This window comes from Psychromicrobium lacuslunae (assembly GCF_000950575.1).
GTDB classification, from domain to species: Bacteria; Actinomycetota; Actinomycetes; order Actinomycetales; family Micrococcaceae; genus Renibacterium; species Renibacterium lacuslunae.
Window position 1 is genome coordinate 2,246,767 of the sequence record NZ_CP011005.1, and the last position, 23,021, is coordinate 2,269,787.

Annotated in this window: 19 protein-coding genes; 6 read left to right on the top strand and 13 right to left on the bottom strand. The window is 59.7% G+C overall.

Annotation, left to right across the window (positions count from 1 at the left end; translation table 11 throughout):
• Positions 1 to 35 precede the first annotated feature (35 nt).
• Positions 36 to 944 carry a LysR family transcriptional regulator gene (locus tag UM93_RS10580; RefSeq protein WP_045075481.1) on the bottom strand — a complete coding sequence of 303 codons (909 nt, stop codon included), beginning with the start codon at positions 942 to 944 and terminating at the stop codon, positions 36 to 38.
• An 83-nt stretch (positions 945 to 1,027) separates the two neighbouring features.
• On the opposite strand from UM93_RS10580, the gene UM93_RS10585 reads away from it, so the two are divergent.
• Genes UM93_RS10585 through UM93_RS10595 form a run of 3 tightly spaced genes read left to right on the top strand, consistent with a single transcriptional unit; the run spans position 1,028 to position 4,066 of the window.
• Positions 1,028 to 1,987: a DMT family transporter gene (locus tag UM93_RS10585; protein ID WP_082057099.1), complete on the top strand. Its 960-nt coding sequence runs from the start codon at positions 1,028 to 1,030 to the stop codon at positions 1,985 to 1,987.
• A gap of 52 nt (positions 1,988 to 2,039) precedes the next feature.
• A complete protein-coding gene (locus UM93_RS10590) occupies positions 2,040 to 2,543 on the top strand; it encodes a Fur family transcriptional regulator (RefSeq protein WP_234399421.1) in 504 nt (167 codons plus the stop codon).
• Positions 2,540 to 4,066 (top strand): catalase, encoded by a 1,527-nt coding sequence (locus UM93_RS10595; protein WP_045075482.1) that lies wholly within the window; start codon positions 2,540 to 2,542, stop codon positions 4,064 to 4,066. The genes UM93_RS10590 and UM93_RS10595 overlap by 4 nt, the downstream gene beginning before the upstream one ends.
• Positions 4,067 to 4,179: 113 nt before the next feature.
• Here UM93_RS10595 and UM93_RS10600 read toward each other — a convergent pair whose 3' ends face one another.
• The gene (locus UM93_RS10600; protein WP_045075484.1) at positions 4,180 to 5,361 is read right to left on the bottom strand and encodes a serine hydrolase domain-containing protein; all 1,182 of its coding nucleotides are present in this window, start codon (positions 5,359 to 5,361) and stop codon (positions 4,180 to 4,182) included.
• A gap of 361 nt (positions 5,362 to 5,722) precedes the next feature.
• Between UM93_RS10600 and UM93_RS10605 the strand changes: the two genes are divergently transcribed.
• A complete protein-coding gene (locus UM93_RS10605; protein ID WP_045075485.1) occupies positions 5,723 to 5,977 on the top strand; it encodes a hypothetical protein in 255 nt (84 codons plus the stop codon).
• 76 nt (positions 5,978 to 6,053) lie between these two features.
• Here UM93_RS10605 and UM93_RS10610 read toward each other — a convergent pair whose 3' ends face one another.
• A complete protein-coding gene (locus UM93_RS10610) occupies positions 6,054 to 7,466 on the bottom strand; it encodes an FAD-dependent oxidoreductase (protein ID WP_234399290.1) in 1,413 nt (470 codons plus the stop codon).
• A gap of 207 nt (positions 7,467 to 7,673) precedes the next feature.
• On the opposite strand from UM93_RS10610, the gene rarD reads away from it, so the two are divergent.
• Positions 7,674 to 8,669 (top strand): EamA family transporter RarD, encoded by a 996-nt coding sequence (gene rarD / locus UM93_RS10615; protein ID WP_045075488.1) that lies wholly within the window; start codon positions 7,674 to 7,676, stop codon positions 8,667 to 8,669.
• Here the strand turns inward: rarD and UM93_RS10620 are convergent.
• The 4 genes from UM93_RS10620 to UM93_RS10635 all read right to left on the bottom strand — a co-directional run bounded on the left by UM93_RS10620 (position 8,634) and on the right by UM93_RS10635 (position 13,787).
• Positions 8,634 to 9,584, bottom strand: coding sequence for a ribose-phosphate diphosphokinase (locus tag UM93_RS10620; RefSeq protein WP_082057100.1), 951 nt, complete (start codon positions 9,582 to 9,584; stop codon positions 8,634 to 8,636). The two genes, rarD and UM93_RS10620, sit on opposite strands and share 36 nt — an antisense overlap.
• Before the next feature lie 81 nt (positions 9,585 to 9,665).
• Positions 9,666 to 10,541, bottom strand: coding sequence for a universal stress protein (locus UM93_RS10625; protein ID WP_045075490.1), 876 nt, complete (start codon positions 10,539 to 10,541; stop codon positions 9,666 to 9,668).
• Between the two features lie 104 nt (positions 10,542 to 10,645).
• Complete coding sequence (gene gabT, locus UM93_RS10630; RefSeq protein ID WP_045075491.1) at positions 10,646 to 12,004, bottom strand: 4-aminobutyrate--2-oxoglutarate transaminase; 1,359 nt, start codon at positions 12,002 to 12,004, stop codon at positions 10,646 to 10,648.
• A 352-nt stretch (positions 12,005 to 12,356) separates the two neighbouring features.
• A complete protein-coding gene (locus UM93_RS10635) occupies positions 12,357 to 13,787 on the bottom strand; it encodes a gamma-aminobutyraldehyde dehydrogenase (protein ID WP_045075493.1) in 1,431 nt (476 codons plus the stop codon).
• A 166-nt stretch (positions 13,788 to 13,953) separates the two neighbouring features.
• On the opposite strand from UM93_RS10635, the gene UM93_RS10640 reads away from it, so the two are divergent.
• Positions 13,954 to 15,408: a PucR family transcriptional regulator gene (locus tag UM93_RS10640; RefSeq protein WP_045075494.1), complete on the top strand. Its 1,455-nt coding sequence runs from the start codon at positions 13,954 to 13,956 to the stop codon at positions 15,406 to 15,408.
• Between the two features lie 97 nt (positions 15,409 to 15,505).
• Here UM93_RS10640 and UM93_RS10645 read toward each other — a convergent pair whose 3' ends face one another.
• The 6 genes from UM93_RS10645 to cobA all read right to left on the bottom strand — a co-directional run bounded on the left by UM93_RS10645 (position 15,506) and on the right by cobA (position 22,839).
• Positions 15,506 to 17,314, bottom strand: a complete 1,809-nt coding sequence (locus tag UM93_RS10645; protein ID WP_045075496.1) for a S53 family peptidase — start codon at positions 17,312 to 17,314, stop codon at positions 15,506 to 15,508.
• Between the two features lie 272 nt (positions 17,315 to 17,586).
• Entirely contained in the window at positions 17,587 to 18,570 is a 984-nt protein-coding gene (locus UM93_RS10650) for a sensor histidine kinase (RefSeq protein WP_045075498.1), read from the bottom strand.
• The gene (locus tag UM93_RS10655) at positions 18,563 to 19,237 is read right to left on the bottom strand and encodes a response regulator transcription factor (RefSeq protein WP_045075499.1); all 675 of its coding nucleotides are present in this window, start codon (positions 19,235 to 19,237) and stop codon (positions 18,563 to 18,565) included. The genes UM93_RS10650 and UM93_RS10655 overlap by 8 nt, the downstream gene beginning before the upstream one ends.
• Positions 19,238 to 19,252: 15 nt before the next feature.
• Positions 19,253 to 19,981: a phosphatase PAP2 family protein gene (locus tag UM93_RS10660; protein ID WP_052663743.1), complete on the bottom strand. Its 729-nt coding sequence runs from the start codon at positions 19,979 to 19,981 to the stop codon at positions 19,253 to 19,255.
• 135 nt (positions 19,982 to 20,116) lie between these two features.
• A complete protein-coding gene (locus tag UM93_RS10665) occupies positions 20,117 to 21,565 on the bottom strand; it encodes an FAD-dependent oxidoreductase (RefSeq protein WP_199921742.1) in 1,449 nt (482 codons plus the stop codon).
• A gap of 29 nt (positions 21,566 to 21,594) precedes the next feature.
• Positions 21,595 to 22,839: a uroporphyrinogen-III C-methyltransferase gene (gene cobA, locus UM93_RS10670; RefSeq protein WP_045075501.1), complete on the bottom strand. Its 1,245-nt coding sequence runs from the start codon at positions 22,837 to 22,839 to the stop codon at positions 21,595 to 21,597.
• Positions 22,840 to 23,021: the final 182 nt, after the last annotated feature.

The window sequence follows — 23,021 nt, forward strand, 5'->3', positions numbered from 1 at the left end:
CCATAGGGTGCTTTGAACTCGGAAAGGTTAACCGCTCAGACTCCCTGACTCAGACTTGCTGAGATTTCGCGCAAGGCCCCAAGGACTGCCCTCACATTGCCCCTGGTCAATGCTTCAGGGCGCATTAAGCAATCGACTTGCCGCCCCAGTTGGGGAAACTCCAAGGGCCGCATCACCAGTCCGGGATAGCGCGTCTGATCCACCGTGAATCGCGGCATCAATGAGATACACGCCGCCGCCTCCACCACTCTGGCGGCGACGTAGAACTCGTTGATCCGGTGAACTATTTTTGCGGTTTCCCCATTGATACCGGCGATCTGTTCAATGGCGCCGCGGAGCGGAAAACCGTCATGCACCGCGAGCCAGGCTTCGCCACGAAGATCAGCAACTTGCAATACCTGCCTCTTCGCCAGCCGATGACCGGCGGGCATCGCAATATCCAGTGGTTCGAGGAACAAAGGCTCAACGTGCACCGTCGCTGGCCATTGGGCACCGCCTTGCAGACGGTGTCCGATCACTAAATCATAATCAGCGGTCAACCGCGGGAAGTGCTGCTGGGCGACGTCCTCATCGCTCAGCAGCAACTCAATGCCGTCTGGCTCATTGAACCGTTCGAGCAGCGCGGGGAAAAGCGCCCAACTAGCACTGTGATATGCGGCAATGCTCACCCTACCGGCCGGCTGCTGCTGAAATTGCTTGACCGCTTCGGTAGCCGAGCCGAGCGCGGATTCCACCCGGACTGCTGCCGCGGCCAGCGCCCGTCCGGCGTCGGTCAAAGCGGTTCGTCGACCGTCCCGGTAGGTTAGGGCACATCCAGCGGCCCGCGCTAAGGCGCTGAGTTGTTGAGATACCGAAGAGGGTGTGACATGCATGGCCTGGGCGACGGCGGCGATGCTGCCACGGTCGCGCAACTCCCGGAGCGCTCTAAGTTGGCCTACTTCCATACCATTAACATTAGTTCAAACTAATCTATTGGTCACAAAAACAGTAGCTTGTGCTCTTATTGCTGGCGCTGGAAGCTGAGGATATGAGATCTCCTCAGTTGCCGGAAATCTGGCGAAGACTTCGGGTAGACGTTCTGCTAATCGCCGTTGCTGTGGTCTGGGGCAGCAGCTATTTGGCGGCAAAACAACTCACCGACTTCGCCAGTGTGCCAGCAATACTTTCGTTGCGCTTCATGATTGCCGCATTGGCGTTATTGGCGGTCTTCTCTTGGCTGCGAAAGAAGCGGCCAGGCCGGGCCGAACTACTGGTCGGGATCATTCTGGGATTCACTCAAGCGGCTATTCTGCTGCTCGAGACCTACGGTGTCTCGGTCACCAGCGCTACCAATGCGGGGCTGATCATTAGCCTGACCATCATCTTCACCCCCATCTTAGAATCGGCAGCTAATCGACGCTGGTTGCCGCCCGGATTCTTTGTCGCCGCCGTGGTCGCCGTGGTCGGAGTAGCCCTGCTGGTCTCTGACAACGGCTTCCGGTTACCAAATGCCGGAGACCTACTGATGCTTGCCGCCGCCGCTGTACGGGCCGGACACGTCACCCTGATGGCGAAGCTGACTACCGGTAAATCCTTCGACTCACTCACCGTGACACTGTTGCAGAGCGCAGCGTGCGCAGCGCTCTTCACCGCCATGGACCCGGGCGGCGCCATCAGCGCGGTGGTCAACTTTGGACTGCCTCAATGGCTCGGCGTGCTCTACCTCGGCTTGGCCTGCAGCGTCTTTGCCTTCCTGGTGCAGCTTTGGGCGATTCGGCAGACCTCGGCCTCCCGAGCCAGCCTGCTGATGGGCACCGAGCCGGTTTGGGCGGTGTTGATCGGCATCACGGTGGGCGGCGAGTTAATTGGCTGGCTTGGCGTCCTGGGTGCAGTGCTGATCATCGCGGCCTGCTACCTCGGGCAGCGCATTGAGGCCCGAAGCCGCGGTCTTCGGCAGCGGAAAAGAGTGTCAGCTAGAGCGCCGCAGCCGATCGATCAAGCTACTTAGGTTCACCTTATTACGAATTACTCGGAATAAGTGTTTGACTGGGTTTGTGACTGTGACCCTGGGCACTCAGCAGCCGGAAGGCGGCCCCTCCCAAGACTGGGAGAGCAGTCTGCGCGCGGCCGGCCGACGGGTCACTCGGCAGCGGCTGGCGGTACTCACCGCAGCTGATTCAGCGCCGCACCAGGACGCCGAACACATCTGGCAGGCCGCCAAGGCCGAATTGCCGGAGCTCACTCTGCAGAGCGTCTATACCGTGCTGGCTGATCTCACCGCACTCGATCTGCTACGGAAAATCGACCCGACCTCCGGCCCGGCTCGCTACGAAACCCGGGTGGGCGATAATCACCACCACGCGGTCTGCATTAAATGCGGTCGTATCGAGGATGTGGATTGCGCAGTGGGGCATGCGCCCTGCCTTGAAGCGTCTTCTTCAACTATGCGTATCTTGCATGCCGAAGTGACTTTCTCGGGCATTTGCACCGACTGCACTGCCCAAGACCAAGCCATCCAAAATTTCACTCCACCGCACAGAAACACCAATCAAGGAGAGTCATGACCATTAATCCAACTACACCGAGTTCCACCACTCAGTCTGGTGCTCCCGTGCAGTCCGACGCGCATTCGCAGAGCGTCGGTCAGGACGGCGCCATCGCACTGACCGACCATTATCTGGTCGAGAAGCTGGCTCAGTTCAACCGCGAACGGGTTCCGGAGCGAGTTGTGCACGCCAAGGGCGGCGGCGCCTTCGGCACTTTCGTCACCAAAGAAGACGTCTCCAAGTACACCAAGGCTGCGCTTTTCCAGCCCGGCGTGGAAACCGAAATGCTAATCCGCTTCTCCTCGGTGGCCGGCGAGCAGGGTTCCCCCGATACCTGGCGCGACCCGCGTGGCTTTGCGATTAAGTTCTACACCAGTGAAGGCAACTACGACCTAGTCGGCAATAACACCCCGGTGTTCTTCATCCGCGACGGTATTAAGTTCCCCGATTTCATCCACTCGCAGAAGCGCCTGCCGGGCTCCAACCTGCGCGATGCCGATATGCAGTGGGATTTCTGGACGCTCTCCCCCGAGTCAGCTCACCAGGTGACCTGGTTGATGGGCGATCGCGGCCTGCCGCTGTCCTGGCGCAAGATGCAGGGCTATTCCTCGCACACCTACCAGTGGATCAACGCCGAAGGCGAGCGGTTCTGGGTGAAGTACCACTTCCACACCAACCAGGGCGTGGAGGGCATGTCCAACGAGCAGGCCGCCGAACTGGCTGGCTCCGACGGCGACCACCACATTCGCGACCTGTACGAGGCCATCGACAAGGGCGACTTCCCGTCGTGGGAACTGCACGTGCAGATCATGCCGTACGAAGACGCCAAGGATTACCGCTTCAATCCCTTCGACCTAACCAAGGTCTGGCCGAAGGCTGATTACCCCTTGATTCACGTAGGCACCATGACGCTGAACCGCAACCCGGAGAACTACTTCGCGGAGATCGAGCAGGCCGCTTTTGCGCCGTCGAACTTCGTGCCGGGCATCGCTGCTTCGCCGGATAAGATGCTGCAGGCTCGGATCTTCTCTTACGCCGATGCGCACCGCTACCGGGTGGGCACCAACCACGCCCAGTTGCCGGTGAACGCGCCGAAGAACGAGGTGCACAACTACTCGCAGAATGGTGCGGCTCGCTACCACTTCAATGCGGCTTCGGTGCCGAACTACGCACCGAACTCCAAGGGCGGTGCTGCTGCCGACGAGTCGAAGTTCCAGGCCGGCGGCTGGGAGAACGACGGCGAGCTGACCATCGCCGCGGCTCGCCTGCACTCCGAGGACAGCGACTTCGGCCAGGCTGGCACGCTGTACCGCGAGGTCTTCGACGATGCCGCTAAGGCTCGCTTCCTGGAGACCATCACCGGTGCTGTCGGCGGGGTGCAGAACGCCGATATTAAGGAACGCGCCATTCAGTACTGGACCAATGTCGACGCCGACCTCGGCGCCAAGTTGCGCGCGAACCTCGGCGCGGGCGATCAGGGGTCGGTCGACGGCGCGCTCGCCCAGGGCGGCCTGACCGGCGAGCACGACGGCGCCCAGTAGTTTTTCCCAGCTCTGAAGACCAGAGTTACCCATTAGCGCCAAGGGCGGTTTCCAGTAATCTGGAAACCGCCCTTGGCGTCTTAGCTCGCAGCAGCTTCGCACTGACCCAACGCTTATTGGGCTGCGAGTACCTCGCGGAGAGCCGTGTTCAATCGACCCAGGCGTTCGTCCGGGGTCGGGTCCAGGTGCATCCGTTGCGAGACGTACCCGAAGGCGATGCCCGACTCAGGGTCGGCGAAGCCCAAGCGGCCACCCATCCCAGCGTGACCGAAGGAGCCTTCACCTAGTAACTTGAGCCCCGCTGGCTCCTCCAGCTGGAACCCAACGCCCCAGCGCGGCTGCGGCTGTTCGGTACCGTCCGGCAAGGGCGGGCGCTGAATATCGGCGGTGGCGTAACGCCGAGCCTCATTAATGGTCTCTGCCGAAAGCAGCCTGACCCCATCGACTTCGCCAATCGTGGCGGCGTACATCCGAGCCAGCGCGCGGCCGTTGTTGACGCCATTTGCTCCCGCCATTTGGGCGCGACGATAGACCAGAGAGTTGGCGACGGCGTCGCGGCTATCCGGGGTAAAAAGTCCCATTAGCTGCTGCCCGGTGATCACCCCCGCTGATACCGCGGCGGGTAGCTGCGCCAGCAAGGCTTCGGGAATCACCGGCGGTAGCTGAACATCCGAGCCATAACTCGAGCGCCTGAACTGGCCTTCGACTGATTCCGGTTCGCCGATCCAGAATTCCAACCCGAGCGGCCCTGCAATTTCAGTCTGAAAGAACTCTCCCACCCTTTGGCCGGAAACGCGGTAGATGATTTCGCCGACCAAAGTGCCGAAAGTGACTGCGTGATAGTTGAAGAAGGAATCTACCGGGTAAGCAGGGGCCTGAGTAGCAATCACCGCTTCGGCCTTGCCCGGGGTGAAGAAATCCTCAACCGGCCCTTCCAGGAACGGCAGCGCCGAGCGGTGCTGCGTCACCTGACGAACAGTGATTTGTGCTTTGCCGGCCACGGCGAACTCCGGCCAATATTGAGCCACCGGCGCATCCAAGTCGACCAGCCCACGCTCCACCAAACGCAGCAGCATAATCGCCGCCGCCCCCTTAGTAGTGGAGAAACCAATGGTGACGCTGTCCTTCTCCCAGGGCGTCGCGTCATGCGGGTCCTCGCCACCCCAAAGATCCAGAGCAGCCTTACCGTTCTGGTAGACAGCAAGCGAGGCGCCGTGCTCTAAGCCATCGGTAAAGAGCGAGTCGAACGCGGCAGCCAGCGGCTGAAATCCATCTGAAACAAATCCTTGACTCATAGCAGCAGCCTACTCTCCTCAAAAGTGGTTTTGTAAAAACTTTTTACACGCATTTTCACCGGCGATCAACCGAGGGCGGCTAGCACGCTGGAAAGCTCGGGCAATCGTTCCCTAGCCTACTTTGAACTTCCAGGCCGCGGCCGAAAACCCTTGAATCCTGGTCCGGTTCACGCCCAGTGAGACGGTTGTTTTTCGCCGGTCATCATCGGTCTTCCGCGGGCCATCAGCCGCGCCCCAAGGGCAAGAATGCATTTCGACGCCGCGGTTAGCCACTCGAAGAAAAAATCCTCGAGACTTTTCGTCACGAATCATCATTACCAGTTACTAATAGGTGACAGCACACCATATTTTGAGGATTTCAGTGATTGACTCGCTAGAACAAGGCATCGCGCCGCGGCATTTCAACCAGGTGCAAAAAGTCGCACCAAAATTTACTTTCCGTCCGGTACATGGCGCAGCAATTTTGGCGACGCTAACCGCAATCTTCTTGATTTCCACCCTGGTATTGCTGCTAGGTGCGCTCGCCCTGGGGATGGCCCTTTGGTGGATTCCGACGCTGATCGCCACCTTACTGTGCGGCGCGGGCGCTGTTTGGCTGACCGCCAATTATCGCTAAAGCTCGACCGTTCCAGCGGCAGGCAACTCCGCGATCCGAGCCGCTAGCTGCCCTCTCGCCAACCGTCGGCCCTCAGTCAGCTTCGCGAAACCTTAATCATTTCGTCTCTGGGCACCAGCTTGATGCGTTCCCGTACGATTCCTAGTTTTTGCTGATCTGGCGATGCCAGCTCCGGCCAAGCGTCGCCAAGCGATCGCTCATAAGCATCGAGCTTCAACCACCCTGCCCAATCGGTGTACTCAACCCCCTTGGAGTTCAGCAGTTCAACAATTGTTTCGGGCCGCGGCTCCGCTGGTTCCGGCAACGATACTCGGTCCTCAAGTAAAAACCCGACCGTTTCGAGCGCGTCACCTTTGGTATGACCAATCAACCCGACCGGGCCTCGCTTGATCCAGCCGGTGGTATAGATCCCGGGCAGCGGCCGACCAGCCGCATCCAGCACTCGACCACCGTCGTTCTTTAGCACCCCTAGGCGCGAATCGAACTCCAACTCGGTCAGCGGCGAACCATAGTACCCAATCGCCCGGTAGACGGCCTGTACTGGATAGTCTACGAACTCCCCGGTGCCCTGAACCTGGCCATTACCGACTAATTCATTGCGTTCGAAACGAATGCCGCAGAGCTGCCCTTCCGCCGCCAGGATTTCCACTGGAGTATGCAGGAAATGCAAGTGCAGGCGGCGGGCGGCAGTGGACACCTCGGGTTGCTCCGCCAACCAATTAGTCAAGGTGTTGACCATGGTGCGTACTTGGTTATTGCTCTTAATCGCCTGGTCAGAGGCCTCATCAAACTGAAAGTCCTCCGGGTACAGCACAATGTCAACGTCGGCGGCATGCGAGAGTTCCCGGAGCTCCAAGGGAGTGAATTTAATCTGCGCCGGTCCGCGCCTACCGAAGACATGTACATCCGTCACCGGAGAAGCCTTCAGAGTCCGGTAGACGTTCTCCGGGATTTCGGTGCTGAGCAGCTCATCGGCCTGTTTGACGAGCATCCGAGCCACATCGAGCGCCACATTGCCGTGACCGAGTACCGCGATCTGTTGCGCTTGCAGCGGCCACTCCCTCGGTACATCCGGATGCCCGTCATACCAAGAGACAAAGTCGGCGGCTCCAAAAGAGCCGGCGAGGTCGATGCCCGGAATTGCTAGCGCGGCGTCGTGCACTGCCCCGGTAGCGAAAATGACCGCATGATAGTGTCGGCGCAGCTCATCCAGGCTAAGGTCAACACCGTAATTCACATTGCCGAAGAACCGGATGTCGCCGCGATCCAGCACCTTGTGCAAGGCCTGGATAATGCCCTTGATGCGCGGGTGATCAGGGGCGACGCCGTAGCGAATCAAGCCGAATGGCGCCGGATAACGATCGAAAAGATCGACGCTCACGCGCAGCTCATCGCTGCTTGCCTTAGCTAAGATGTCTGCCGCGTAAACTCCCGCAGGGCCAGCCCCAATCACGGCGATACGCAGAGCTTTCGGTCTCAGATCTTCCACCAGCGGTTCCTTCCAGCGGCAGCGCCCGTGCTGTTGGTTGCCAGTCTATGACGCGGCCGAATAAGTTGCTGGGAAGCGTGCCCGAAGATTGGACACCCCGCTGTTGCCCCCGCTGCAACATCCGCAAATCACGGCTCCGGTCGAGAAATCCGGGATTCTCCTGGCTGCTGACTGGAATTTGCGATGGACCGGTGATGTTATTGCTGTGTGCCTCGCAAACAACTCTCCTCGCCAACCCTCGACGCTTCCGCCCAAGGTTCTAGCCTCGGCATTATCTACGGCGTTGCGGCATACGGCCTCTGGGGTTTGCTGCCGCTCTACTTCACTTTGCTCAAGCCCGCCGGAGCGGTGGAAATTGTGGCAAATCGAGTGCTTTTCTCCTTGCTTTTCTGCGCCCTTCTGCTCACCGTCACCCGGGGCTGGCCAGCGCTGCTCAAAGCCTTCAGCACTGGCCGGGTGCTCGGCACCCTCGCCGTGGCGGCGGCACTCATCGCGGTCAACTGGCTCACTTACACCTATGGTGTGACCACCGGCCACGCGATAGAAAGCTCGCTCGGGTATTTCATCAACCCCTTGGTATCGGTACTGCTCGGCGTTTTTGTGCTCAAAGAACGACTACGGCCGCTGCAATGGACCGCAGTAGGGATCGGATTCATCGCAGTGGTCGAGCTGACCGTGGCCTATGGCCAGCTCCCCTGGATCGCCCTGGTGCTCGCCTTTAGCTTCGGCATCTACGGCTTTGTGAAAAAGCGAGTGGGCCCGCAAGTAACAGCGGCGACGTCGCTGAGCATCGAAACCGCGCTGCTGGCGCCGATTGCCGCCGTAGTGATGGTGCTCCTCGCAATAAACGGCAGTGCCACCCTAACTACCGAGGGACCCGCGCACTTCTGGTGGATGGCGGCTTCCGGGGTGATCACCGCGGTGCCATTGTTGTTCTTCGGTGCTTCAGCCCGTCGGTTACCGATGACCACAATAGGGCTGCTGCAATACTTTGCTCCCGTATTGCAGTTCCTGATTGCTGTGCTGTTCCTCAAAGAGGAAATGGGCCTGGAACGTTGGATAGGGTTTGGCATTGTCTGGGTGGCGCTTTTGGTGCTCACCATTGACATGCTGGCCACGGTGCGGAAGAACTCGGTGCTGCGCCGGGCGGCACGGAACGCTGAAAGCTCAGGCGTGCTGCGGGTTGAAGAGCGCACTGACTGACTCTCCGCTATGGATTCGCCGGATCGCCTCGGCAAAGGCCGGCGCCACGCTCAACACGGTCAGTTTCGGATTGGCACTTTCAGTTTTGGTCGGAACCGTATTGGTGGTGACAATGCTCTGCACCGAGTCGACGGCGGCGATTCTAGTGACCGCGTTATTCGAGAATATTCCGTGCGTGCAGGCGACCCGTACTGACTTCGCACCGGCCTGTCGCAGCAGCTCCAGCACGGCAATAATCGTGCTGCCATTGGCAATCTCATCGTCCAGCACAATGATGTCCCGGCCGCTGACCTCGCCGATGATTGAGGTGATCACCACCCGATCATTTTCGTACCGCTCTTTCGCTCCGGCAGCCACCGGAGTGCCTAACATCCGGGCAAAAGCGGTGGCGGTTTTGGCATTGCCGAGATCCGGTGAAACGACGGTGGTGTTGGAAAGATCGCTGCCCCGGAAGTGCTCTGCCAACTCGCGTAAGGCATTGAGCTGATCGGTGGGCACCCGGAAGAAAGCGTGCACCTGAGGAGCGTGCAGCGCCATCGTCAGCACCCGATCCACTCCCGCGGTCTGCAGTAAGTCGGCGACTAAACGACCACCAATCGATATCCGGGGGGCGTCTTTCTTATCCGAGCGGGCATAGGCAAAATGCGGCATCACCGCGGTGATCCGGGACGCCGAAGCTCCTTTGGCGGCGTCGATCATCAGCAGCAGTTCCATCAGGTTTTCCTGAGTGGGCGCAACAATCGGCTGAATCAGATAGACGTCTTGTTCACGACAGTTCTCGAGAAGCTGGGCTTCGAGGCAATCATTAGCAAAGCGCTGCACCCTAGCTGGGCTAAGCGGCACTCCGAGCGTGCCGCACATCTCTTCGGCGAAGGCTTGTCCTGCAGTACCAGCGAAAACCTTAATCTCAGTCACGGCACCACTCTACGGCAGCCAACCCTTCACCGTCGCCACATCATTGTGCGGACCCTGCGGGCGAGAACCAGTCAGAGTCTCTTAGACGGTGCCGCTCACTCGTTCGTAGTCGCGCGGCACCACAACCATTGGCACGGGCAGCGAGCGCAGCACCTTATTCGCGGTGCTGCCCAAGAACAGCAAGTTCTTCTGGGCCAGCCGAGAAGACCCCACGATCACCACTTCTCCATCGTCCCAACCGATGGAGTCAATAGCTGCTTCAATGCTGCGACCGTGCGCCAAGGTGGCGGTAGCTTGGCCTTCCTTAAGTTTAGAAGCGGCAAGGGCCAGCACCGTGTTGACGTGCTGACGCGCCGGGCTGAGCGGATTATCCAGCTCAAATTCACCCTGCTTCAACTCGTCCAGTTCAAGCAGCGAGACCAGCCGGAGCGGCACCCCGCGCCGGGCAGCGGACTCAATGGCAACGTCGATGGCGGCCTGGGCGCCTTGCCTGGTACCGACCATCAAGGTCAATCTGGTCAACGGTTCTTGGCGCTGATAGCCGCGTGGCGCTAGCGCCACCGGAACCGGAGAGGCGTGCAGTAGCCCGTTGGCGATTGAGCCAACGGTAAAGCGTTTAAACAATCCATTGCTGGCGGCGCCAATCACGATCAGCCCGGCCTCGTACTCCACCGCAGCCTCGATTAGACCTGAGGCGAACGACTCAGCCTCCCGGACATGAAACTCAGTTTCAACGTCCTCCGGCACCTGCCGCAACGCCTTGCCACGGGCAATCAGCACCGCTTGCTCGGCAGGGCTGAGCAGCTCTCCTCCGGGGGTGATCGCTTGGTAGGGGCTGTCTTCATTGAAGACATAAACCACATCCAGCTTGGCGCCTTGCGTCCTCGCAATGGCAGCAGCCAAGGCAATTGCGTCAGCACCACGTTCATTTGGGGTGTAACCAACCACGTATCGCATAACCGAACCTTACCTGCTAATCAGCGCACTGTCCCGGCCCCCGAGAATTTTGGGGAAAACTCCCGGGAGCCGGACCAGTGCGCCGTTGATTAATGCTTGATTGTCTAGGCTTGGCGGATCGCTGTCTCCAGCACGTCCAAGCCGTCGGAAAGCAGCTCCTCACCGATCACCAGCGGGGGCAGCAGCCGAACCACATTGCCATAGGTACCGCAGGTCAAAATCACCACACCGGCCTGCAGACAGGCCGCAGCAATCGCCTTGGTGGCCTCAGCATTGGGTTCTTTCGTGGTGTGCGCGGTGCCCGGCTTGACTAGTTCAATAGCCAGCATCGCACCGCGGCCACGAACTTCGCCGATAATGCTCTGCTCACCCAGCTCTTCGGCGAGCTTCCGCAGCCTAGTCAAGACGATGTCCTCGATCCGCTGCGCCCGAGCGTTCAGGTCGTACTCTTCCATCGAGCGGATCGCAGCGAGTGCGGCAGCGCAGGCGATCGGGTTACCGCCATAGGTGCCACCCAGGCCACCGGGGTGCACCGAGTCAAGCAGCTCGGCGCGGCCGGTCACCGCGCTCAGCGGCAGACCGCCAGCGATGCCCTTCGCGAGGGTGATCAGATCGGGTACCACGCCTTCGTGCTGGCTTGCGAACCAGGCACCGGTGCGGCAGAAGCCTGACTGCACTTCGTCGGCGATGAAGACGATGCCTTTTTCCTTGGCCCAGGCCGCCAAGGTCGGCAGGAACCCTTCAGCCGGCACAATGAAACCGCCCTCGCCCTGCACCGGTTCGATCAGGATCGCGGCGACCTGATCGCCACCGATCTGCTTTTCAATCATGGTGATGGCGCGCTGTGCGGCCTCTTCACCCTTGATATCGGCCTCTTCGCGGTAAGGGTAGCTCATCGGTACCCGGTAAATCTCCGGCGCGAACGGGCCGAAGCCGGTTTTGTACGGCATTGCCTTAGCGGTCAAGGCCATGGTCAGGTTAGTCCTGCCGTGATAGGCGTGATCGAAGGCGACCACGGCGTCCCGCCCGGTGGCTAGACGAGCGATTTTGACCGCATTCTCCACGGCTTCGGCGCCCGAGTTGAACAGCACCGAACGCTTCTCGTGATCACCCGGTGTCAGCCGGGCCAGTTCCTCGGCCAGTTCAATATAGCCCTCGTACGGGGTCACCATGAAGCAGGTGTGAGTGAAGTGCGCGGCCTGCTCAGCAACCGCTCCGACCACGGCAGCATCCGAAGCCCCCACCGAGGTAACCGCGATACCGGACCCCAGGTCGATGAAGGAGTTGCCGTCCACATCCTGAATGATTCCGCCGTCGGCGTCGGCAACGTACACCGGCACCCCCGAGGCGACGCCCCCGGCGACCACCTTTTTACGCCGCTCGGCGAGCGCCGCGGACTTGGGCCCGGGGAAATCCCCCAGCACACGCCGCTTCTGCTCGAGTCGATACTGAATTTCAGTCATGTTCTTGCCTTTCAGGTCTTGGAAATCTACTTCTTACATCGGGCGAGCATCGTCGGTGGCTGTCGGCCGGTGGCCCCTGCAGCAATTTCCCGCCGCTTAGACACGAGCCACCGTGTCGACTTCGTCGCCACGCTCGGGCTCGCGATGCGCGGCTAACAAAATTGCTTCCGGTGCCAGCGGCCTGACTGATTTTTGTAGCCCCGCATCGCGGGATCACCGCATGGCGACGAAGTCGACAGGCGAAGACCGTGTCTAAGGGGCGGAAAATCAGTCGGGCCACGGGCGACCAGCGGCGGGAAATTGCCGACGGGGCCAGGCATGAACCCGGACGATGCCGGTTGTAGCTATGGAGTTATGCGTCGAGGGAGGACATCACGTGTTTGATCCGGGTGTAATCCTCGACGCCGTACATTGAGAGATCTTTGCCGTAACCGGAGTGCTTGAATCCGCCGTGCGGCATCTCAGCGGTCAGCATGATGTGGGTGTTGATCCAGACTGCGCCGAAATCGAGATCCCGGGAGACCCGCATTGCAGTACCGTGATTACTGGTCCAGACCGAGGAGGCAAGCGCGTACTCGACGTCGTTCGCCAGTTCCAGGGCTTCTTCTTCGGTGTTGAAGGTCTGTACCGTGATCACCGGGCCGAAAGTTTCTTTCTGCACCACGTCGTCACTCTGCTTGACATCGGCAATCACGGTCGGAGCGTAGAAGAAGCCCTTCTCGCCCGCTCGGTGACCACCGGTGACCACGGTGGCGTACTCGGGCAACGAGTCCACAACCTTGCTCACGGCATTGAAATGATTCACGTTATTAAGCGGCCCGTAGTAGTTCTCACTATCGTCCTGACTGCCGGTATGCAGCCCCTCGGCTGCGCTCTTGAGCAGTCCGAGGAACTCTTCTTTGGCGCTTTCCTGAACCAAGATGCGGGTCACCGCGGTGCAGTCCTGACCGGCATTGAAGAAGGCGAACTCGGCGAGCGCCTCCGCAGTTTTGGCCAGATCGGCGTCGGCGAACACCACCGCCGGGGCCTTGCCGCCCAGTTCGAGATGCGCGCGTTTGAGGCCCTGGGCCGCACCGGTGGCTACCGCGATGCCGGCCCGCACCGAGCCGGTGATCGAGACCATCGCCGGAGTTCTGTGGGCCACCATGGCAGCGCCTGTTTCACCGTTGCCGAGCACCACATTGAAAACCCCGGCCGGGAAGATATCTTTGATCAGTTCCGCTAGTACCAAGGTGCTCTCCGGAGTAGTATCCGAGGGCTTCAGCACAATGGTGTTTCCCGCTGCCAGAGCCGGGCCGATCTTCCAGATTGCCATCAGTAGCGGGTAATTCCACGGCGTAACCTGGGCGATGACGCCGACTGGTTCGCGACGCACATAAGAGGTGAAACCCTCCATGTACTCCCCGGCGCTCTTGCCTTCTAGCAATCGAGCGGCACCAGCGAAGAAACGAATCTGATTTGCACCAGCGGCGACCTCTTCGTCGGCAATGAGTTGCTTCACCTGGCCGGTATTACGATGCTGGGCTTCGACCAATTCATCGCTACGCGCTTCCATCGCATCGGCTAGTTTGAGCAGCAAAAGCTGACGCTCCGCCGGAGTGGTGCGCTTCCAGCTCTTGAAGGCCTTCGCCGCGGCGTCCATCGCCGCATCAATATCAGCGGCACCGGAGATGGGCGCGCTGGCAACCACTTCTTCGGTGACCGGATTGACGACATCAAGGGCGCCTTCGCCGGTTGGTGCCCGGAATTCGCCATTGATGAAGTTCTGCAAAATGTTGACCACGATGTCCAACCTCACTGATTACTGGGTACTTGCTGGCCGATGAATCTCGGAATTCAGCTATTGTTGCGAGCGTAAGTGACCAGGCAGCCCAGAGGAATGGACGAATGCACTATTACCTCGCTGACCGATAGTGCATTCGTATAGTGGTCGCCGGTAGATTAGTGGCATGGCCATTACCTTGAGCGCTCTGCTAGCCAAGCCCGATCTAGGACTACGCCAGTGCGGCTCGGCCACTAGGACTTTGGAATCACCGATTGCCTGGGTGGCGGTCACCGAGTTGGAGAATCCGCAGCCCTTTCTCAGCGGCGCTGAGTTGATTCTCACCACCGGGGCCCGCCTGAACACGGCCGCGGCACAACGGGTCTTTGTCCGGCAGGTTCAGCGGGCCGGTGCGGTGGGCATCGGTTTCGGCATCGGTTTCGGGCACGATGAGGTGCCTTCCGCATTACTCGCCGAGGCCAATCGCTGGTCGGTGCCGGTGGTGGAAATCCCGTACCAGACTCCTTTTTTGGCGATCGGCAAGCTGGTCGCCGATGCGCTGAGCACCGAGCACTACGCCAAGCTAGAGGCCTTGCTGGCCGGTCATCAGCTGCTCGCTCAGTCGCTTCTGAGCACAGGCTCTGAGCACGGCGGCGGGGTGGCGTCTTTGCTTGGCACGTTGCGGAATATCGTCGGCACTGAGGTGGTGCTCGAGCAATTCCATGCGGAGATCTTCAGCACCTTACCGGGGTCCGAACCGAATGACGACGACTGGTTACCGGTTCCGGTACCGACCGGCAAGCGGGATGCTTGCACGCTCTGGCTGCGCAGACCCTTCCCGGATGAGGGTGTGCGGGGTGGCATCGTTGACTACGCCAAGGGACTACTGAGCGTGGAGCTCGCCAATCAAGTGCAGCGCCGCCAGGACGGCCGGCTACTGGCTGGTCAAGTACTGCAGGATGTGCTGCATAGCACGCTTCCGGAGGCGGATATCGCTGCCCGGTTGCGTGGGGTGGGCATTGACCCTGGCTCGAAGAATCTACTCCTGCTGGTTGCTGCCCCGGAGCGGAAGCGCCAGCTGCTCAGTGGAATTGCGCTGCCACCAGCCTTCGATGCCGCGGTGAGCGCGGTGGTAGATGGCGAGCTGTTGCTCGTCTTGCCCAGTTCCACCGGCGATTCGAGTGCTTCCGCCAGGACGCTTTCCCGTTATTTGCACGGGGCGGGGATTGCTACTTCGATCGGGATAGGCGGCGCTTATGCGCAGGCCAAGGGGCTGCGCTGGAGTTATTTCGAGGCCAAGGAGGCGGCGACTCACGGCCTGGAGGTGAACGAACCGGAACGGCTTTCGCTTACCTCCCTGCTGTTAGCTAGCGAAGATGTGCCGCTGCTCGATATGGCCACCGAAACGCTGGGACCCCTGCTGGAATTCGACCGGCAACACCATGCCGAGTTGCTGACCACGCTGGAAAGCTATTTACAGCTCAATGGTTCACTGGCCGCCGTCGCGGAGGCCTTATCCTTGCACCGGAACACGGTCCGCTATCGGCTCAGTCAAATCGCTGAGTTGACTGGTTTCGACCCCGCGTTGACCGCCGATCGGGTACAGCTGTGGCTTGCGCTTTCGGTGCGGAGATTGTCATAAGCAGCTCTCAGCCCAAGCGCTGAGTAGATCAGCAGATCAACAACTGAGGGGCTCAGGGCGCTGCTTGCGTCCTGAGCCCCTCAGTTTCAAGCTTCAGTTACTTCAACAAACCAGTCGAGAAGTTCGGGAAGACCGGGCTGCCCCAGCCGGTAGCCTTGTCAAAGCCAACGGTTGCGGGATAGGCCGCCGAATTGCCGACGATGCTATTGGTACCGGTGGTCACATCATGAAATGCCGATGTGTCATTCGCAGCAATCTGGTAGATCAGCGGATTGATATTGCCAAACTTCGTTCCGCCGCCCTTGGCGCTGGTGAGCGCCAAGAAACCAGCATTGAGCGGGGCCGCCGCGCTGGTGCCTGCTGAGGCAAACCATGCACTCCCATGATCAACATTATTGGCGTCCACGTTCTCGGTATAAGTGGAGTACTGATACTCGGCAGCCGCCGAGGAAATATCTGGCACCTGACGCTTCTGATTGAGATTCACACCTTTGCCGGTCTGCCAGGAGGGTCGAGCGAAGATGGACGACACCCCGCCACCACCTGCGCCACGCCAAGAATCGTTGTTCTGCACGTAGTCATTCCACACCGACTCACTCGCCCAAGCGCCACTGGTGGAGTCAACATACAGCCGAGTACCGCCCACGCCGGTAACATTCGGGTCCGACGACGGCGAATCAACTGTCAGCGTCTTGTCCTTCTTATTCGGCCAATCGTCCGAAGCACCGTGATCGCCTGCGGCGGAGAACACCGTAATGCCCTGCGCGGCTGCCTGCTTGAAGATATTGGCCAGTGCATTGACGTGGCTAGCACCGGCAAGGATCTCTGGCAGACCCCAGCTGCTGGTAATGATGGACGCCTTGTTGTCGTTGACAATTGCGGTGTAGAGATCCAGATCGGAGGTATCCGTATTTGGAGCCTGATAGTTCAAGATTGTCGCCTGGGGAGCAATGGCGTGCAAGACCTCGATATCGAGATCGACCTCACCTTGCCCGGAGACATCGCTGCCCGGGCCGCCGTCGACGTTCACATTCTGCACAGCCGGAGCGGTGATGCCGTACTGCTTATCGTAAGCCAGTGGGTTTGACGCCTTATGCCCAGAGAATGAGACCACCGCGACAGTTGTTCCGGCGCCCTGGTTTGCATTGGTGATGGACGCGGTGTTGTAAGCCTTGTTCAACTCAGCCGGAGTGAAGCCGCCATTCACCCCGCTGCCCTGATCGGTGCTCTTCGGCTTAGCAATCTTAACGGGCTTAGCAGTCTTCTGGGCCCCGAGCTGAGCTGCTGCATTCGGATTCTGATGCGAGGAGGCGCTCAACGGCTTCTTCTGATCGGTCAGCCCGGCGACGTTGGTAACTAGCGAAGCCACATTGCTTGGCAGCTTGGCAGCTTCAGCCGCGCCGACGAAGGTGCCGCCGAGTTTGGCGTCCTGATAAACCGCCAACTCGGTCGCGAAAGCACTGGAAAGCTGAGCATTGGATCCAGTGGCAGTAATTGATTGCTTACCTGTCGCTATTGAATTCACCCGTAGACCATGCGACTCCAAGTACTTGACCACCTGGTCAACACTATGTTGGCTCGGCCCAAACCGCGCCGAATATTCTTGCGGAGTCAAGTATTTGTGATAGTCCGCCGACGCCGGGTCGGCGAGATTATTCAGGAAGCTATCGAGGCCTCGCTGATCCCGAGGCGCTAACGACACCGTGACGGTGCGCTCCTGCGCAGCCGGTGCGGCGGAGACTTTTTGGCTGGTCTCAGCTTTCAAAGACTGCGAACCAGGAATTGCCACCTCCCCTGGACTGCTCGGCTGCGCAGCGGTAGCGGCGCCTGCGAGTCCTAGAAGTACTACCGGAACACTCAGAGTCGAGGTGATCCGTAATGCCAAACGAGACTTTTGTCGCGACATACCTGTTCCTTCCAATGCTTATCAATGAGTTTTGGCCGACTGTTGTCCAGAGCAACCAGTAGACAGATCTAAGCACTTAATTTTCGGAAAGAAAGCAACGAGGAAAGACTGTGAAATATAGCGCGACAATAGTGAAATATTTACTTTGACAAACTCCCGGGATACATCGATTCTTTGAGCAACTCCAGGGAAACACCCAGCTAATTCAAAGAATATTTCGTAACTTCAGGCAACAATCCACCCGTCTTATTGGATGACTACGTGGCGTGTTGTCAGGGCCCTGGAGGCACGCTCAGCGGCAGAGATATTCTCATCGTGGTGCCCGATGGCCCGCTCTCCACCACCTCCGCGCTACCGCCAGCAGCGGTGGCGATCTCCCAAACTATCGCCAGGCCGATACCAAAACCCCGCCGCGCGCTCCCAGCGTCCGATCCTCTGACGAAACGTTCAAAGACGCGCTCTCGATCCATCGTCGATAAACCAGCCCCGGTATCGCTGACGCTGAGTTGGGCATGATCAGCTACAGCCGCTACCGCGATCAGTATCCGGCCCCCAACCGGGGTGTGCGCCACCGCGTTCTCGACCAGAGCCAGCACTGCTCGCCGTAAACTAGACTCAGCGATCCGAACGTAAACCGGCTGGCTGGTCTGCAGCTCCAGCACGATCCCTTGCTCCTCGGCCAGCACGCTGCCGCTTCCAGCCACCTCCTTCACAAGTGCGGTAATCTCCAAGACTTCACTTGTCTTAGTCAGTTCAACGGCCGTCACCGCGAGCAGCAGATCCTCGACGACGGCGGTCAGCGAGGCAGTATCGTGACGGACCTTCGTCAAGGCTTTGCCAGCTTCAGAGGGGGATTCGACCAGACGCTGCACAAGTTGTACGCGCGCATCCAGAATCGCGAGCGGAGTGCGCAATTCGTGACTAGCGTCCTGTACGAATTGTCGCTGCCTCGCCAGAGAGTCTTCCAAAGGTTGGATTGCACTGCGCGCGCTCAGCCACCCTACCGCTGCCGCCAACAGCACACCAGCGATGCCCAAAATGATCATTCCCGCGATCAAATCCGGCGGATCCAAACGAATCATGAAAGACCCGGCGCTCTCCGCATTGCTGCGAGCCGGCCTACTGGTTCGGTACCACAGGTATAGTCCACCGACGGCGAAAACGGCGATCATCGCGAGGCCACACGCCAGGCTAATCCGCACCGCGATCCGGCGGGCAGCGCGGCGGGCGCCTAATTCAGCACTACTCTCAGTCATCGGTCTCCCCTAGCTGATACCCCACACCGTGCACAGTGCGGATGATCTGACGCGAGATCTTGCGACGCAGGTGATGCACATAGGTATCGATCACACCGGGCTGATCGCTAGCTTGGAACAGTGCGGCAAGCAATTCTTCGCGGGAGAAAACCCGCTCCGGTTCCTGGCCGAATGCACTGAGTAACTCAAGCTCTTTCAGCGTCAGACCAACCAACCGACCATGCACCGATCGAAGCAATCGTGCTTCCAGATCCAGCTGCCAATCGCCGAGCGTAATTATCCGCTGGGGTGCTGAGTAGGTTCTGGTGAGGGCACGTAATCTAGCACTGAGCTCGACCACGTCGAAGGGTTTAGTCATATAGTCATTAGCGCCAGCGTCTAAGCCTGCAACCTTGTCTTGCACCGAGCCTAGTGCGGTGAGGATCAAGATCGGCGTCGCCACCGATTTTGCACGCAGCGCGGCTATCAAAGCAATGCCATCGATCACCGGCAGGCCGCGATCAACAATAATGGCATCCCAGCTGCCGCTCAGGCCCCGGTGTAAGCCTTGCTGGCCGTCCCGAGCCAGTTCCACCCGATAGTCCTCACTGAGCAGTTCGACGATCAGCGGACCTAGCGCCGGATCGTCTTCCACCAGCAAGATCCTGGGCTGCAACTCGCTCGTCATGCAGCTACTCTTCCACTATTGTCGCTGCCGCGCTTCAATGGCAGTCCCCATCCGATTCCAGAGTGCGGCGAAGAGCAGCACACCAGCGAGACTCGCGGCGAAGGAGGCGATCACATCGCTGAGGTAATGCACACCGATGTATAGCCTGGACCAGGCCACCGCAATGGCCGTCAGCGAGCCGAGTATTGTCACCAGGCCGCGCCACTTGCCGGGCGGCAGCAGAAAATAAAAGGCCAAGGCCAGGGCGACAGCGAAGCAAGTGTGACCACTCGGGAAGCTATTCGAACCGGTTTCCGGCGACAGCGGGTCAAATAATAAGCTCTGATCTGGACGCTGACGCGCAATGATGAGCTTGAAAACTTCGCTAAAAACCCAACCGGAACACGCCAGCAGCATAAAAGCCAGACCGTCCAAGGCACGGCGGCGGACCAACCAAACGCCAAGGCCGATCAGCAAGACCAGCACCGGGCCGAAGAGTGGGCCGAAGACAAACTCCAAGACCCTCGCGAAGGCATCGAGCGGCGCCGTGTGCATCCGAGAGAGCTGCTGGTCGATGCCCAACTCGGCGGTGGTGATACCCGGTAGGTACTTCACACTCAGGCCAATAGCCAAAACCAATAGCAACAGAAAAATGGCGGAGCTAAGCCAATGCTTCGGCAGCGGAAGCCGGAGCAGCCGAGGGTGAGCCGTCTTTACGGGTTCTACCGGTTCTACCGGTTCTATCTGCTCTGCCTGCGAGGCCATGCTGCTCCAAATGCTGGGGATCTTTTGTCCCAGCATGAGCTGCCCGCTTTAAGAAACGCTTAAGAATCGCTACGAAGCCGCGGAAGCAAAACGGTGGGGCCGATTCTGGCAAGAATCGGCCCCACCGTAAAATCACTAGACCTCGGCGTTGATTGCCCTAGAAATGTTAACCATTTCCTCCCGAGCTACCACCTTGACGCGCTCCCGGGTCAGTTCCAGGCCAAGCGTGCTGGGGTCAAAGGACTCGCCCAAAGATTTCTCGTGAGCATCCAACGCATGCCAGCCATCCCAGCTGGTGAACTCGACGCCGCGCTCCTCCAGCAGGTTCACAATCGCATCCTCAGCGCCGGCTTCGGCAAAAGGCAGCTCAGCAAGGTCCTCGAGAAGATAAGTCACCGTCTCAAGCGCATCACTTTTAGTGTGGCCGATCAGGCCGACCGGCCCGCGCTTGATCCACCCCGTCGCGTAGATCCCCGGAGTGTGTTCACCATCGGCGCCCAGCACCCGGCCGCCAGCGTTGCTCACCACGCCGCGCCCGGCATCGAACTCGATCTCCGGCAATGCTGAACCAAAGTAGCCGATCGACCGGTACACGGCCTGCACCGGGTACTCCAGGAATTCACCGGTGCCGCGGGCGTTGCCGGTACCGTCCAATTCGGTGCGCTCGAATTTTATCCCGGTGACCTCGCCGTTCTCGCCCAGGATTTCCACCGGATTGTGCAGGAAGTGCAAGTGCAATCGGCGTGAGGCGGTGGATTCCTCGGGCTGCTCGACCAACCAGTTGGTCAGCGTGCCAACCATGGTTTTGACCTGATTATTGGTTTTAATGGCTTCGTCCGAGGCTTCGTCGAACTCGAAGTCCTCCGGGTAAAGAATGATGTCCACATCCCGGGAATGCGATAGCTCACGCAGTTCCAAAGGGGTGAACTTGATTTGCGCGGGACCACGACGGCCAAAGACATGTACGTCGGTAACCGGTGATTTCTTCAGTTCCGCGTAGACGTTTTCCGGAATCTCAGTGACCAGCAGGTCGTCGGCGTGCTTTGACAGCACCCGGGCGACGTCCAGGGCCACGTTGCCATTACCCAGCACAGCGATTTCCTTCGCCTCAAGCGGCCAATGCCGAGACACATCGGGGTGACCGTCGTACCAGGAGACGAAATCGGCACCGCCAAAGGATCCCTTCAAGTCAATACCGGGAATGTTCAACGCGGCGTCATCAATAGCGCCGGTAGCAAAAATCACCGCATCGTAATGCTTCTGCAGATCTGCCAAGGTCAGGTCTGTGCCGTAATCGACATTGCCAAAGAAACGAATATCGCCACGGTCCATCACCTTATGCAGCGCTTGGATGATGCCTTTGATCCGCGGGTGGTCCGGGGCGACGCCGTAACGAATCAGGCCGAAGGGGGCCGGGTAACGGTCGAAGAGATCGATGCTGACTACCAGCTCACCACTTTTGACCTGCTCAGATTTGGTCAGAATATCTGCGGCGTAAACGCCAGCTGGTCCGGAGCCAATGACAGCAACGCGCAAAGGACGAGCGGCGCTGCCGCGCTGGCTCAACTCGGTCAAATTCGACAACTGTGGGTTCTCCTCAAGAGTCCTGATCTTCAACGTGCTACTGGCACAGCGGCACGAAAATCGCTCGGTGCAAAAGGACTAATCCGCACCACATCACCAATTACTACGACTGCGGGTGAGCGAACGCCTATCGCCTCGGCCTGCTCGGCTATGCTGCCTAAGGTGCCGATGGTAATGCGCTGGGCTGTGCCAAAACCATCTTCAATAATAGCAACCGGGCACCCCGCATCCCGACGCTTTGTGGTCAAAGTCACCGCAGCCCGACGAAGCGTGGCCACGCCCATCAGCAGCACCACGGTATGATCCGCGCCGTCCGGGACGTCGGCCAAATCCTCGTGCGCAGAAACCACCGTGAAGCCACGGGCTAGGCCACGGTGGGTCACCGGGATGCCAGCGGCGGCTGGCACCGAGATCGCCGAGGTCACTCCAGGCACCACTTCGACGTCGACCGAGTGGGCCCGGCAGTATTCGGCTTCCTCGCCGCCGCGGCCCAAGACGAAGGGATCGCCGCCTTTCAGTCGCACCACTCTTTTCCCGGCGCGAGCATGCGCCACCAGCAGCCGGTTAATCTCTTGTTGCGGTACTGGATGGCGCTCGGGGCTTTTGCCGACTTCGATCAACTTAACGTCTGCAGCCAGTCGCCCGAGCAGCGAACGCGGCCCGAGCCGGTCTGCTAGCACCACCTCGGCTTGGGCGAGCAGCTTCCTGCCCCGCACGGTAATCAAATCCTCGGCACCGGGACCGCCGCCGACCAGGGCGACCGACCCTGGGTGCTGTCGGTGGCGCCGCAGCGGTGAACCTCGCTCAGCGTCCAACTCCCCAATTTCCAGCGCCGTAATAATTGAGTTTCGTAGCGCTACTGCCCGGCGAGGATCCCCTCCCGCGTTGACCGCCACGGTGATGTCGTCGAGTCTTGCCACCGAGGGAGTCCAGGCAGTCGAGTTGTTCTGATCGGCTGCATTGACACACCAGATCCGCTGTTCCTCAGCTTCTTGCGCGACTCTCTGGTCGACTTCTGCCACCCCGGTGGCCGTGTGCACCAACCAACTACCCTCTAAATCACCGCTCTGGTAGCTGCGCTGCCGCCAATCCAGCAGACCGGCGTCGAGCAAATCACGCATCTGCTGGCAAATTTCTGGGGCTACCACAGTCAACCGAGCCCCGGCGTCGAGCAGAGCCTTCGCTCGTCTTGCCGCCACCGGCCCGCCGCCGACCACCACGACCGCGCGACCGAGCAAGCGCAGAGAGGTGGGGTAGAGGTCACTGAGAGCCATGGATCGACTTTAGTTTTTCGCTCGAACCGGGCACGAACAAGTGTTACGCAGCTGTTCATCTGAGGTCATGGAACGTCATCTGCCCGCTTTAAGACCCTTTCGCCAGCTACGGCTGGCGGCTCGGCCAACAAGAAATGGCTCATCGCGAAACAACAGGCTGATCCCAGCGTGGACACAGAGTT